The 13,388-nt window shown below is 64.2% G+C and carries 11 protein-coding genes and 1 other RNA gene; 4 read left to right on the top strand and 8 right to left on the bottom strand.

What is annotated here, in order from left to right; all coding sequences use genetic code 11:
* The 8 genes from H7A19_19805 to H7A19_19770 form a co-directional block, all read right to left on the bottom strand.
* On the bottom strand, positions 1-204 hold a 204-nt coding region (locus H7A19_19805), incomplete at its 3' end, for a site-specific DNA-methyltransferase (protein MCP5477074.1).
* Between the two features lie 14 nt (positions 205-218).
* The gene (locus H7A19_19800) at positions 219-434 is read right to left on the bottom strand and encodes a helix-turn-helix domain-containing protein (protein MCP5477073.1); all 216 of its coding nucleotides are present in this window, start codon (positions 432-434) and stop codon (positions 219-221) included.
* A gap of 652 nt (positions 435-1,086) precedes the next feature.
* Positions 1,087-1,407, bottom strand: a complete 321-nt coding sequence (locus tag H7A19_19795; GenBank protein MCP5477072.1) for a type II toxin-antitoxin system YafQ family toxin — start codon at positions 1,405-1,407, stop codon at positions 1,087-1,089.
* Positions 1,379-1,657 (bottom strand): type II toxin-antitoxin system RelB/DinJ family antitoxin, encoded by a 279-nt coding sequence (locus H7A19_19790; GenBank protein ID MCP5477071.1) that lies wholly within the window; start codon positions 1,655-1,657, stop codon positions 1,379-1,381. The genes H7A19_19795 and H7A19_19790 overlap by 29 nt, the downstream gene beginning before the upstream one ends.
* Before the next feature lie 530 nt (positions 1,658-2,187).
* Positions 2,188-2,539, bottom strand: a transfer-messenger RNA (tmRNA) gene (gene ssrA, locus H7A19_19785).
* An 852-nt stretch (positions 2,540-3,391) separates the two neighbouring features.
* Complete coding sequence (locus H7A19_19780; protein ID MCP5477070.1) at positions 3,392-3,721, bottom strand: PilZ domain-containing protein; 330 nt, start codon at positions 3,719-3,721, stop codon at positions 3,392-3,394.
* A gap of 238 nt (positions 3,722-3,959) precedes the next feature.
* Entirely contained in the window at positions 3,960-6,437 is a 2,478-nt protein-coding gene (locus H7A19_19775) for a hypothetical protein (protein MCP5477069.1), read from the bottom strand.
* Positions 6,434-7,114 (bottom strand): ABC transporter ATP-binding protein, encoded by a 681-nt coding sequence (locus tag H7A19_19770; protein MCP5477068.1) that lies wholly within the window; start codon positions 7,112-7,114, stop codon positions 6,434-6,436. Before H7A19_19770 ends, H7A19_19775 begins: the two co-directional genes overlap by 4 nt.
* Between H7A19_19770 and H7A19_19765 the strand changes: the two genes are divergently transcribed.
* The 4 genes from H7A19_19765 to H7A19_19750 all read left to right on the top strand — a co-directional run bounded on the left by H7A19_19765 (position 7,113) and on the right by H7A19_19750 (position 13,197).
* A complete protein-coding gene (locus H7A19_19765; protein ID MCP5477067.1) occupies positions 7,113-7,724 on the top strand; it encodes an arylesterase in 612 nt (203 codons plus the stop codon). The two genes, H7A19_19770 and H7A19_19765, sit on opposite strands and share 2 nt — an antisense overlap.
* Before the next feature lie 527 nt (positions 7,725-8,251).
* Positions 8,252-8,899, top strand: a complete 648-nt coding sequence (locus tag H7A19_19760) for an exopolysaccharide biosynthesis protein (protein ID MCP5477066.1) — start codon at positions 8,252-8,254, stop codon at positions 8,897-8,899.
* Positions 8,900-9,701: 802 nt separating this feature from the next.
* A complete protein-coding gene (locus tag H7A19_19755) occupies positions 9,702-10,469 on the top strand; it encodes a GNAT family N-acetyltransferase (protein ID MCP5477065.1) in 768 nt (255 codons plus the stop codon).
* Positions 10,462-13,197 carry a PAS domain-containing protein gene (locus H7A19_19750; GenBank protein ID MCP5477064.1) on the top strand — a complete coding sequence of 912 codons (2,736 nt, stop codon included), beginning with the start codon at positions 10,462-10,464 and terminating at the stop codon, positions 13,195-13,197. Before H7A19_19755 ends, H7A19_19750 begins: the two co-directional genes overlap by 8 nt.
* Positions 13,198-13,388 lie beyond the last annotated feature (191 nt).

Below are 13,388 nucleotides of genomic sequence, written 5' to 3'. Positions count from 1 at the left end.
CGGGTCAATGTAGATGCATTTGACCTGCCCGGCATAGCGCGGCAGCAGGGCCTTGAGCGCATGCAGGTTGTCGCCCTGCACGATCAGGTTGCCACTGGCGCTGTCGCCGCAGGACAGTTCCGGCACCGGCTCCAGGAGGCGGAAGGGCACGTCCTTGTGATGTTTGACGACGGCTTCTTTGCCGATCCAGTTCAGTGTAGGCATGCGTCGGGTGACCCTCAGTTCTTGCCGGCGGCGGTGCCGCCCTCGTTGCGTTCTTCGTTCGCACCACCGGCGCGCACCCAGTCATCGACCTCGGACGCCTTGAACTTCCACAGCCGCCCGACGCGGTGGGCCGGCAGGCCCTTGCGGTCGATCCAGCGGTAGATGGAATCGCGCGTCACGCCGAGATGCTCGGCGATCTGTTCCACGGATACCCAGGGCTCGGTCATCACGCGCTCCATCGGCGACGAGTCATGCGGCACAAAGTCGCAATCAATCGTATTGGTTCGAATCTATCAGGTGATGTCGCCAGCGGCCACCGGACGCTTGGCTTGATCCCCGACCAGCGCGTTCATGGGACTCCGAACACCCCACGGAGCATCCCATGACCACAGTCTCATTGACCCCCGCCCAGCGCGCCATCCTCGGCCAGGCCGTTGGCCGCCGCGAGGGCCGGATCGACTGGTTTCCGCCCGCGATCAACGCTGGCGCACAGCGAAAGGTACATGCATGCCTCGCCAAGCGCGGGCTGGCGTGGCAGGTTCGCAAGCCGTGGCAAACGACGAGCCGCAAGTGGTCTTGCCGTTGCGTAACCTCGCGACGATGTGGCCGACGCTGTGTCCGGCAGAACAGCGGCAACTTGCGCGGGGCTTCTACTGGCTTCAGCTGCTCGACGACGGCGTGGTCGCTAGCGGCAGCGACATCGCACGGCGCCAGGGACTGCATCGGTCCACTGTCAACGAGCCGCCGGCCAACGTCCACAGGCCATCGACGCCGGCCAGCCGCCGCCATGCATGAGCTTGCTGTGGTTTCAGCGCAACGCGCTGCCGGCGGACTGGGTGGTGCAGCGCGAGATCGTCGAGCGCTTCGATGCCCGAGCGGTCGTCACTCTTCGAACAATTCCGAGTGAGTGCCCGCGCGCACGAAGATGAGGGCGTTGCCCTCCAGTCGGTAGATCAGCAAGAAGTCACCACCGATGTGGCACTCGCGGTGGTCGGCCCAGTCGCCCTTGAGCGGATGGTCCAGCCATTCCGGGCCCAGCGGCGCATCGTTGGCGATGAGCAGCAGCATCGCCTCCTTCAACCGATTCAGGTCGTATCGGCCTGATCGGGAGAGGCGCTCCCAATCCTTGAGGAAGGTCCTGGTGTAGTCGCACGCCCTGGGCGGTGCGGCCCGCTTACTGCTGGCGGGTTTTTTCGAGGTCATCGATCAAGGCGTCAGCAGATTCGAAGCGGGCTTTGCGCGCCTTGGCCATCTCGCGGGCATCGATCATCGCCGCGCGGGTCGTGGCGTTGGGGACCTTCAGCTCCAGCGGGAAGGCCTGGTCGTTGACCACACGCTTGAGCAGGATGCGCACCGCATCCGACACGGACAGCCCCATGGCGGCCAGTGCCTCGCTGGCTTGCGCCTTGATTTCGTCGTCCACCCGGACGTGCAGCATTGAGGAATGAGCCATGGTTGAATCCTCCGTTTTCCGAATTGTGTATCTCGATTGCGATACGGTCAAGTGCGGTGGATGGGTATGCTCGGGTGAGCGGCATCGCCAACCGGTAGCGTTGGGCGCCCGAGCGCTGGCCATGGTTGACGGCGAACCCGCCCACGCAAGTGGCTGTTCTGGCGAGGAATAGGCCTTCGCCCACCCGAAAGGAAAACGGAGAACCGAGAATGCTCCAGCCCCGAAGTGCGGCGATCTTGGTGGTACTGGCCGACGGCCACCCGCAAGGCCGAAGCCCAGAATCCCGCGCGGTGCGGGGATTCGCGCAAAGAAAAGGGCCCGGAGATTAGCCGGGCCCTACTGTTTGGTGGAGGCGGGGGGAGTCGAACCCCCGGTCCTGCCCGCGAGCACAGCTCGCGGGCGTTCAAGCCTCGCGACGCATGCGTCGCGTCGCGCTATGCGCGAGCGGCTCTCACCCGCAAGCGTACGGGCGTTCGACGTCGGCATCCTGAAATGACAAAGGCCGCCATCGCTGGCGGCCTTTGGTGGTTTGGTGGAGGCGGGGGGAGTCGAACCCCCGTCCGCAAGCCCTACGTCTTGTGATCTACATGCTTAGCCGATTCTTTGATCTCGTCGTACGGTGCTCCAATTGGCGGGATAACCGTGCAACCAGCCCTGAGGTTTTAGCTGCCGACGTCGGGCACGTCTGGCTCGCGATTTCGTGATTCTGACCCACCTTTACCGAGCACGAACACAAGATAGGGTGGTTAAGCAGCCCTTAGGCTGCTAGAGCGTAGACTTCGTCGTTCGCGACTAGAGTCTTGCAGCTGGATTAACGAGGAAAGCTACCCCCTCGGCATGCACCCAAGGTTTCGTGACTCCCGTCGAAGCCATTGCGCCCCCAGTTGCAAGACGGAGTGTAGGGGTAGGGGGCCGGGTATTCAATGGCGGCATTCAATCGCGTTCAGATTGGGTGGGCTTGAGCCGCTGCACTGGAACGGTCAGGTTCGCCAGGTTCCGGCCACGGACCCGGACCAGGCTGTGGGAGCGGACATTGTCCGCGATCGGGGCTGGAGTGTGCATGGAGCTAGGCATCGCGGCTGAAGCCGCTCTCTCAGAACAAGCCGCAAGTCCATGCTTTTGCAACATCTGTGGGAGCGGGCTTCGCCCGCGAGCCTTCGACAAGCCACGGCAAAGATCGCGGGCAGAGCCCGCTCCCACAGGGTGCCTCGCAAGTTCTGCGCACGAAGATGCGCACCGAAGCGGTGCGGCAGGGACTCCCACAGGGACCGGGGTAGCTCGTTGCAAGCCACCTGTCTCGGCCCGAAACTGCCTACGAGCCATGAACCCCCGGCGTCATTGCGAGCGTAGCGAAGCAATCCAGACATACAGCCGCAATAGCACTGGATTGCTTCGTCACTGCGTTCCTCGCAATGACGCGTCAAGAAATGGCGATATGGGTTCATGGAGAGGCACACTGAAGATCTGACGCTGTTCTTTGCGTTCTCTCTGCTTTTCCTTTGCTTTCTCGGCGTCCGGCTTCTGGCCGCGCCCTGCCTCAGGACTGGATCGTCGCCCTGCAGGTCGCGCCGCGAGGGCGCTCTTGCGATCCGCTGTTCGGGGGTGGAGCGTCGTGTCGGGCTTGCTCGGCTGGCTCGCAATGTCAGGCGCTGAGAGGCTTTGCCGACAACCGACAACCGACAACCGACAACCGACAACCGACAACCGACAACCGACAACCGACAACTGTAGTACTCAGACGGTCTGGACGATGAACCGCGTCTCGTACAGCAGCTGATCGATTTCGGCCGGCTGGCCGGCATCGAACTGGAAGGCCAGATGATCATCGCCAGCGCGGACCAGGGTGGCACGCATGTCAACGACGGTGTCTTCGTCGAAAATGAAGAACAGGCGGAAGGGCGGCTGGATGCCTTCCTTCCAGGTGAGCGGGCGGCTGAGACGGGCGCCGCCGCCGGAGATATCCTGGGCATTGGTCAGGTAGCCGCCACGGGCGCTGGAGATCAGCACGGCGACTGCGCTGATTTCCGTACGTGGGTGACGACGCTTCTCGTAGCCCTGAACCATGACGCTCTCCCTGCCGAAGCAGAAACATAAGCCGAGCGCCAGCGCGACACAAGTCGGTGAGGGTGAAGATGTGAACTGGAGCGCTGCCGGGGGTTGAGCCTGGAAGCCCCGATCAAGACGCAGCAGGGTCATCGGGCGCGCGCATCGAGATGCCTCGTGTAGGCGCCCTTGTGGCGCGATCAAGGGTGTGGATCGGCGCTTCGCCGGTCGCGATGCGAGGTCGCTCCTGCCTCGGCGCCTAATCCGCTCCCACCCGCAGGGTCTGTGCCGGCGGTGTGGCGCTGACGCCGCGCAACACCAGCCAGGCGGCGGTCAGCGACAGCGCCGCGCCGAGTGCGGCACCGGCCAGTGGCAGCCACCAGGGTGCGGCGTAATCGATCTGGAACACGCGGTCGGCCAGTGACCAGCCGGTGACCAATGCTGCCAGTCCGCCGAAACCGCCGCCGAGTGCGCCCACGCTACCCAGTTCCAGCCATTGTGTGCGCTGCAGCGTGCGTTGCGACGCACCAAGACTGCGCCACAGGGCGCTTTCGAAGCGTCGGGCGCCGGCGCTGACCGACAGCGCCGCCAGCAGGACAGTGGCCGCCGCCGCCAGCGCGCACCAGAAGATGACTGACAGGCTGCGGACCACCGCATCGACTACGCCGAGGATTCGGGTCAGCAGCGCATCGACATCGATCAGCGTGATGTTGGGGTAACTGCGGATGACACTGCCCAACTGGCGCGCCTGCTCGGCATCGGCGCGGATGCTGGTCACCCAGGTGCTGTCCAGGCCAGCGACGGTCTGTGGCTTGAACAGCAGGAAGAAATTGACCCGGAAGGAATCCCAGTCGACCTTGCGCACATTGGCGATCCGGGCCTCGATTTCGCGGTCGCCGACGCTGATCGTCAGGCGATCGCCGACGCCGAGGTTGAAGGTCCTGGCCCAGTTCTCGGCGATCGACACTTCCGGCCCTTCACTCCACCAGCTGCCGGCGATCAGGGTATTGGCGGCCGGCAGCTCCTGACTCCAGCTCAGATTGAGGTTGCCGTCGATGAAGCGCGCCGCGCGCGGGTCGGTGTAGGCCTCGGGCGTGGGTTTGGTGCCGTTGATGGCGACCAACCTCGCCACCGCAAAAGGATAGAACTGCGCATCGCCGATACCGAGATCCGCGAGCTGTGCTCGCAGCGTCTCGGTCTGATCGGGCTGGATGTTGAGCAGGAAGCGATTGGGCGTGTCCTGATCCAGGCCGCTGCGCCATTGCCGCACCAGATCGCCCGAGACCACACCCAGCAGCAACACGGCCGCCAGCGCCAATGCCAGTGAGACGGCCGACAACAGCGTGGTGCCCGGTCTGGAGGCAAACTGACGCAGCGCCTGACGGGTGACGAAGCTGCGGCCCGGCGTGTGCTTGCGAATGGCGCGCAGCAGCAGCCACATGACTCCCGCCAGGCTCAGCGCCAGTACGCTCATGCCGATCATGGCGATGATGCCGAGCTGACCCTCGCCGGTGAGCAACCAGATCGCCAGCGTGAGCACGCCGAGCGCAGCAGGGTAGGCCAGCCACTCGCGCAGGCCGAGGCGATCCTCGGTCTGTCGCAGCAAGGTCGACGGCGCCGTGGCAGTGAGTTTGGCCAGCGCTGGAAGGGTAAAACTCAGGTAGGCCAACACGCCGACCAAGGCGCCGAGCAAGGCGGCGCGTGGGCCGGGGTTCGGCAGGGTTTCGTTGAACAGCGCGCCCACGCCGAGGGCAATCATCGCTTGCAGTCCATAGCCCAGGGTAATACCCAGCGCAATCGCCGGCAGTCCGTACAGACCCAGGGTGGCCCCGAGCTGCAGCAGGATGCGTCTTCGCGACAGGCCGAAGCAGCGCAGTTGGGCGACGACTTCACGGCGGGCTTCGGTGTAGCGACGCGCGGTCAGGGCGATGGCCAGGGCTGCCAGCCACAGCACCGCCAACGCCGCCAGACCGAAAAAGGCCCGGGTCTGGCGACCGACCTCGGCCAGCTGCTGCTCGGCATCGCGAGCCAGGGTCAGCCGCTGACCCTTCAGTTGCGGGCGGACCGATTCGGCATAACCCTCCACGGCAGCGATGGGACCCGCAATCAGCAGACGGTGAAAGGCGCGGCTGGCCGGGCCGAGCAGACCGAGACGGGTGACATCCTCGATGCGGACGATGGCTCGGGGGGCCAGGGTGAGGAAGCTGCCGGCGCCCTCCGGGTCCTCGGTGAGCACGCCGGCCACGCGCAGGCGGGCATTGCCGATCTCCACGTCGGCGCCGACCTCCAGTTGCAGCGCGGCCAGCGCCCGGGCGTCGATGTAGGCGGTCCCTGTCGCCGGCGCCGCAGCCATTGCTCCGAGACCCGTCGCTGTCATCGCCGTCTTCAGTTGCCCACGCAGCGGATAGTCGTCGGCAACAGCCTTGACTTCGACCAGTACGCTGGCTTCGCCGGCAAACAAAACGGTCGGGAAGGCGACTACTGGCGTGGTCTGTAGTCCGGCGGCGCTGGCTTGATCGACCAGCGTTGCCGGAATCGGCTGGCGCGAGGACAGCACCGCATCGCCACCGATCAGTTCGCCGCCGCGCGCGTTCAGGGCACGCTCGACGCGGTCGGTGAAGGCAAGCACGCCGGTGGCGGCGGTAACCGCCACCAGCAAAGCCGCCAGCACCGGCTTCAGTTCAGCGGCGCGCCATTCGCGACGGGCGTGGCGCAACAGGGTGATCAGCAGGTTCATGCGATCCGCCGGCCGGCTTCGAGCCGGATTTGAGTCTGACAACGAGCGGCGAGGCGCAGATCGTGGGTCACCAATATCAAGCTGGTGCCGGTATCGCGGTTCAGCTCGAAAAGCAGATCGGCGACGCGGGCACCGGTGTTCTGGTCCAGATTGCCTGTGGGCTCGTCGGCGAACAGCAGCTTGGGGCCGATCGCAAAGGCCCGCGCCAGGGCCACGCGCTGCTGTTCACCGCCCGACAGCTGCCGCGGCAGATGATCGAGCCTGTGCGCCAGACCCACCCGTTCCAGCGCGGCGCGGGCCTTGGTCATTGCTGCCCGGTTGCCTGCCAGTTCCAGCGGTGCGGCGACATTCTCCAGCGCTGTGAAACTGGGTAGCAGATGAAAGGCCTGGAACACGAAGCCGACTCGTCCCAGGCGCAGTGCGGCGCGACCATCTTCATCCAGGCCCTTCAGGTGCTGGCCGAACAGAGAGATTTCACCGCTGCTGGGCTGATCGAGCCCGGCCAGTAGCGACAGCAGAGTGGTCTTGCCAGAGCCTGATTCGCCGACGATGGCCAGTGATTCCCCAGCTGGCAGCTGAACGTCAATGGCATCGAGTACCGACAATTCACCGGCTGCAGTCAGGACTTGTTTGCTAATGTCGCTGGCTTCAACGACGAGTTCGGTACCGCTATTCATGAGGCGAATCCTGTTTCTGCTGTTGCTGTGGTGGGGAACTGCACTGGCGGCTGCCGAGGTGCGCACGCTGCTGGTGATGGGCGACAGCTTGAGCGCGGCACACAACATCCCGACCGATCAAGGTTGGGTGCAATTGCTGCAGAACAAGCTGGCCGAAAGTCATCCTGGTCAGTGGCAGGTGGTCAACGCCAGCATCAGTGGCGAAACCACAGCCGGTGGTCTGACCCGTTTGCCTGCTGCCCTGAAGACCCATCGACCCTCTCTGGTGCTGATTGAACTCGGCGCCAATGATGGGCTGCGCGGCCTGCAGATTGCGTCGATGCGCGCCAACCTGTTGCAGATGATCGAACTGGCCCGCGGAGCGGATGCCAAGGTCGGTCTCATCGGCATTGAACTGCCCGCCAACTACGGCGAGGCCTACCGCAGTCGTTTCCGGGCGGTTTACCAGCAACTGGCCAGCGAGCTGCAGCTTCCGCTCCTGCCCTTCCTGCTGGACGGTCTGGCCATGGATCTTGCCAACTTCCAGGAAGACCAGGTTCATCCGACCGCTGCGGCGCAGGCGCACATCCGCGACACGGTATGGAACTGGCTCGAGCCGCAGCTGAAATGAGGCAGGGGAGCGGCTCAGCTCCGAGTGATTCTGCGGAGAGACGCGCGCCTGCGCGGCCGCTTTTTGTCCCTGGCCTCAGCAAAGCTCCGCCACCGCGCTCTCCAGGAACAGGTATCGCAAGTTATTGATGCGTGATTGCAAGGAGCGCAGCGACTAAGCAATCCAGTGCTTCTGAGGATGTGTGTCTGGATTGCTTCGCCACGTTCTCCATGAGCCTATATCGTAAGTGTTTGATTGGCCGTAATGGTGCCGTTTGCGCGTAGGCCGAGGGTGCGCGCCGCAGGCGCGTTCCCCGGCGCAGTCCAAGGGCGCCGGGGAGCCGCTGTGCGGCACCCTCGGCCTACTTCCGTTCCGATGGTTCATGGCCCGTGGGCAGTTTCGTGACGATTCAAGCGGTTCGCCTCGACGCCGACTCAGGGCCCGCACGCAGACTCTTGTCCCAATCCATGACCTGAAACAGCGCCGATTCATGTCTGCACGGCCGTTACCGCTATGATCCGCGGCTCCGATATGGCTACGGCGGCCCCATGGAACATCGTTTGACCCTGATCCGGGTGCTGACCGAGTGCACCGAGCGTGCCGAGCACCAGCCAATGAGCCTGGGCGAGGCGCTCGACAGCCTGAAGACTTCGGCCTTTGCGCTGTCCACGGTGTTGTTGTGCCTGCCCTTCCTGCAACCATTGACGCTCGGGCCGCTGTCCAGTGCCGGCGGCCTGGTGCTGACCTCGCTGGGCTGGCAACTGCTGCGCGGGCGCGAGCGCATGTGGCTGCCGACCAAGATCTACGAGATCAAGCCTTCGACCAAGCTGTGGGAGCGCCTGCTCGGCCTGTGTCAGTGGTTGATCCGGATGCTGGCGAAGATCACCCGTGAGCGACTGACTTCCTGGGTCGACGGCCGTTTCGGTGAACGCTTCTGCGGCAGCCTGATTGCGATCGGTGGCTTGCTGCTGGTGATCCCGGCGCCGATCTTGCCCTTCAACAACACGCTGCCGGCGCTGGGGATGCTGTTTGCCGCCATCGCCCTGCTGGAACGGGACGGCCTGATGGTGCTGGTCAGCATCTTCTGGCTGATTGCCACGGTGGTGTACTTCGCCGCCTTTTTCTATGCGTTGTTCTTCCTTGGGGCCGAGGCCACCGAATGGTTCAAGACCCTGGTGCCGGGCTGGTTCAGTTGACACAAGACGGGGAGCCGGATTTGATCTTGCCGTAGACTGATGCTCGGATCGTACTGATGCAGGAGACGGCGTGCAGCCCCATACGCGATGGCGCCCGCTCACCCAACCTTGGGTGATTGCACACCGCGGTTGCAGCGGACATCTGCCTGAACACACCTTGCCGGCTTACGCGCTGGCGATCGAGCAGGGCTGCGATGTCATCGAGCCCGATCTGGTGGCGAGTGCCGATGGCGTGCTTTACGCGCGACATGATCTGGGTTTGGCCCGAAGTACGGATATCGCTCAGCGCCCCGAGTTTGGGGAACTTCGCCGGCCCGGACCTGATGGCAACGAGGACTGGTGGATTGCCGATCTCTGCTCGACGCAGATCGATCAATTGCGCGCCGTTCAACCCTGGCCCGCGCGCGCTCATCATCGCGATGGCTGTTACCGGATTCCGCGTTTCAGCGAGATTCTGAAACTGTTGCTGGAGCAGCGTCGGCGACGCGGGCGGAACCTTCTGGTCTATCCCGAACTCAAGCATCCCGGTTACTTTCTCGATCGGGGAGTGGATGTGGTAGAGCTGCTGTATCGTGATCTGGCTGCTGTCGGCCTGTTGGGAGCCGAGGCGCCGGTTCTGGTGCAGTGTTTTGATGGCGACTGCCTGGCCCGGGTGCGCCAGCGTTGCGGGTCACGGGTAGTGCAGCTGTCGGTGGAGCTGCCCCGCTTGCAGCCGGAGGTTGACGGCTATGGGGTTGGCAAACCGGCGCTGTTGACGCCGCCTGGACGCGACTTCTTGGCCGCTGCCCATGCCGCTGATCAGATGGTTCATGCCTGGACTTTTCGTGATGATCAGCCCGCGCCTGACCTGAGCCCGGTGGAGGAGTGCGCCCACGCCTTTGCGCTCGGTTGTGATGGCCTGTTCGGCGATTTCCCCGACACCGTGCGCGCAGGTCGAGTGCTGGCCAGCGCTGAGCCGGTCAACGCCGATTCGTCGGTATCGCTGCTCTCGCTGACCGGCGCGGCCATCCGCCCTTTCCTGACGGCCCTGGCAAGGTTGCGCATCCGGGTATTCCGGGAATGGCCGTATCTGTACGACGGCGATCTGGAATACGAATCCAGATATCTGCAGACCTACAGTCGGTCGCCACGCAGCCTGTTCGTGCTGGCGGTGGACCAGGGGCGCATCGTGGGCTGCGCCACAGCTGTACCCTTGTGTGACGAAGCGGAATATTGCCGAGCGCCGCTGCTGGCTGCCGGCTACGATGCAAACCGTGTCCTCTACTTCGGCGAATCCGTGCTCGACACTGCATATCGAGGCTGCGGTCTGGGCCATCGCTTCTTCGATGCCCGCGAACACTATGCGCGCTCCCTGGACGGCATCACCCACACCTGTTTCTGCGCCGTCGAGCGTGACTCGGACGATCCCCGACGCCCGCCGCAAGCGCGGTCCTTGCACGATTTCTGGCTGGGCCGCGGCTACCGGCGCCAATCTGCGTTGCGGGCAAACTTCAGCTGGCGCGAGTTGGGCCAGACGGCCGAGTCCGGGCACGACATGGGATTCTGGTTGAGAGCGCTGGATCGTGACTGAGCCTGCAGAGCCCGCTGCCGATCAGATCGCCGGCCTGCGTGCTGAACTGGCACGCCTGCAAGCAGAGAATCGGGCCTGGCGCAGTGCCCATGGGGCCAGTCGGATTGCGCAAATTGACCTTGATGAACAGGGTCGCATTCTGGTCGCCACCGAACGTGCCGCGGAACTGCTGCGCCGGGACAGCGCCGAATCTCTCATGGGCAAATCCCTTTCCGAAGTCTTCGCAGACGGTCAATGCGAGCAGATCAAGGAGTGCATAGCGCAACTGGACGACAACAGCCTGCGCGAGCGCCGCTGCATGGTCCGCGCTCAGGGGCGGCGCGGTCGCCCGGCAGTGTGGCTGCGTGCAACCCTGTCACGTTCCGCCGCCGGTGATGGCAATCTGGTGCTGGTTCTGACCGACGTCACCGATATCGAACTCAGCCGCCGCGAACTGGCGGCCGATGTCGATCTTTTTGGCGCGCTGCTGCAGGTGGCGGGCGTCGAATTCTTTGAATGGCAGCACGACGGTTCGCTGCGCAGTTCACCAGGCTTTCTGAGGCTTCTGGGCCTGTCGGCCGATGCCACACTGCCGGAGCAGTTGCCAAACTGGGTGGCGCGGCTGCATCCGGATGATCGGGGCCGGGCCCGCCGGCATTTTGCCCGCGCCTTGGCCGGCCCTGCCGATCCCATCGAATTTCGCGTCATTGGCGACGACGGACGTAGCCGCTGGGTGCGGGTGGCGGCGATTGTGCGTCGTGACGAGGCCGGGGTGCTGGCCTGTGTGTCCGGCGTGCTGCGGGAGGTATCGGCCGAGCATGAATCCCGCTCCCACCTGCTGCGCTTGCGAAGCCTGATCGATACCGCACGGGCTGCAATCCTGATGGTCGACGGTCAGGGGCGCATTGTGCTGGCCAATCAGGCCTTTTCCGCGGCGGCAGGCTTGCCCCTGGACTCGGTGCTTGGCAGTTCCATGGATGACTATTGTTTTCCGGAGGACATCGAGCAGCGCCGGGAGTCGGTGCGTAGCTTGCTGGGTACCGGGGCCGCCAGCTTCGCCTGGCGTATGCGCTGTCACCCCGGCGGGGAACGCTGGTATCAGGTAGACGCCAGTACCTTTGGTGATGATGATGGCGTGCGCAGCCAATTCGTGTTCGTCGGCACCGATATCGAGGCCGCCCGGCGCGAGCGGGTGACCATGATCGAACGAGAGCGCTGGCTGGATCGGGTGCTGCGCGATGCCGGTATCGGTGCCTTCAGGCTAGATCGTTCCCGCAACGAGGCCGAACTCGTCGGTGCCTATGCCGAATTGATGGAGCTCAACGAGCCGCATGTGGTGATGCCTGATGAATTGTTGGCTCGCGTGCTCCCGGATCACCGCAATCGGGTCAGCGGCGAGCTGTCGCGTTTTCTGAGCAGCGAGGCTCGAACCTCACTCGATCTACCGCTCACATTGACGGATGGCCGGGTACGTTGGTTGCGCGCCTTCCTGCGCAACGAGGGGGTCTATGCCCAGCACAAGGGCGTGCTCAGCAGCGTGGTCTTCGACATCAGCGAGGACCGTCGCCGCGCCGACGAGAGTGAAGAACTGCAACGGCAGATCTATCAGGCCCAGAAAACCGAGAGCCTGGGCGTCATGGCCGGGGGCATCGCCCACGACCTCAACAACATGCTGATGGCCGCCATCGGCCAGCTCAACATGGCGGTGTCCGCGGTCCCGGTCGGTAGCATGCTGGGACGCCATCTGGGCACCGTGGAAAGCGTACTCGGACGCATGGAAGGCTTGACCGAGCGCATGCTGGCCTACGCGGGCAAGACCGTGGCGCAGATGCATCCGGTGGACGTGGCACAACTGCTGGACTCGATCGAGCCGCTGCTCCGGGCTTCCTGCGGGCATCATGTGCGCCTGCGCATGGTCATCAATACGCGGCCGGCCACGGTCTTGGGCGATGGGACGCAGATCGAACAGGTGCTGCTGAATTTCGTCCAGAACGCGGTGGACGCCATCGGTGAACGCAGCGGACAGGTGCAGCTGCGACTGTCAGTGGTGTCCGAACCCGACGTCCAGGTCACTGCCATGCAATGGCCGTTGCCGCTGTCCGAGCGCTATCTGGAATTGCTGGTGCGCGACGATGGGCCCGGCATCCTTGAAGACGTGCAGCGACGCCTGTTCGAGCCCTTTTACACCACCAAGACCACCGGTCGCGGCCTCGGCCTGTCGGTGGTGCAGGGAATCATCAAGGCCCACGGTGGCTCCATCAGGATCCTGAGTGAAATCGGGATCGGCACCGAGTTTCGGGTCTATCTGCCGCTGATTGCAGCCGCCGACGAACCGGAGCTGTCGCCGAGGCAGCATCTGACCGCGCAGCAGCCACGAACCGGCGGTGCAGTGCTGGCCGTCGACGACGATGAGGACGTTCTGGCAATCACCACGGTAATGCTGGAGCAATGCGGATTGGAAGTAGCCGCATTCCTGTCCGGGGACGAGGCGATTGCCGAGTTGAGGGCGCACGTCGGTCGCTATTGCTGTGCGGTGGTGGATCTGACCATGCCGGTCAAGGATGGCGTCGAGGTGGCACGTGAGTTGCGGCGGTTGGTGCCGAATCTGCCGATCCTGTTTGTCAGCGGCTATTCCAAGGAGCAGGCGGCAGAGCTGGTTTCCACCGATGACCATACCCAGTTCCTGCGCAAGCCCTTCCGGATGGATCGCCTCTCCACGGCCATCGAACAATTGCTGCGGCGCCCCTGAGTCAGAGCCGGGGCCGGCGCTGACCTGGCGCTCCGGCAGCTGGCAAGCCGCACCCCACAGTTCCGAAATCGTATTCATCCATGGACGTCTACACGTCTGTCAATCTGGTTTGACGCATCGCAGCAAGATGTGATCTAGTCGAACGAGATGGGCTTTCCGAGCACGCGCTCTAGAACTTCAGGCGAGGCTCG

The organism is Rhodanobacteraceae bacterium, from assembly GCA_024234055.1.
In the GTDB taxonomy this organism is placed as follows: domain Bacteria; phylum Pseudomonadota; class Gammaproteobacteria; order Xanthomonadales; family SZUA-5; genus JADKFD01.
This window is presented reverse-complemented; position numbering and strand designations above follow the sequence as displayed.

Coding starts and splice junctions, on each gene's coding strand:
- H7A19_19795 (MCP5477072.1), bottom strand. CDS start 1,407: ATGACCTCGAAAAAACCCGCCAGCAGTAAGCGGGCCGCACCGCCCAGG.
- H7A19_19790 (MCP5477071.1), bottom strand. CDS start 1,657: ATGGCTCATTCCTCAATGCTGCACGTCCGGGTGGACGACGAAATCAAG.
- H7A19_19780 (MCP5477070.1), bottom strand. CDS start 3,721: ATGGTTCAGGGCTACGAGAAGCGTCGTCACCCACGTACGGAAATCAGC.
- H7A19_19775 (MCP5477069.1), bottom strand. CDS start 6,437: ATGAACCTGCTGATCACCCTGTTGCGCCACGCCCGTCGCGAATGGCGC.
- H7A19_19765 (MCP5477067.1), top strand. CDS start 7,113: ATGAGGCGAATCCTGTTTCTGCTGTTGCTGTGGTGGGGAACTGCACTG.
- H7A19_19770 (MCP5477068.1), bottom strand. CDS start 7,114: ATGAATAGCGGTACCGAACTCGTCGTTGAAGCCAGCGACATTAGCAAA.
- H7A19_19760 (MCP5477066.1), top strand. CDS start 8,252: ATGGAACATCGTTTGACCCTGATCCGGGTGCTGACCGAGTGCACCGAG.
- H7A19_19755 (MCP5477065.1), top strand. CDS start 9,702: ATGGTTCATGCCTGGACTTTTCGTGATGATCAGCCCGCGCCTGACCTG.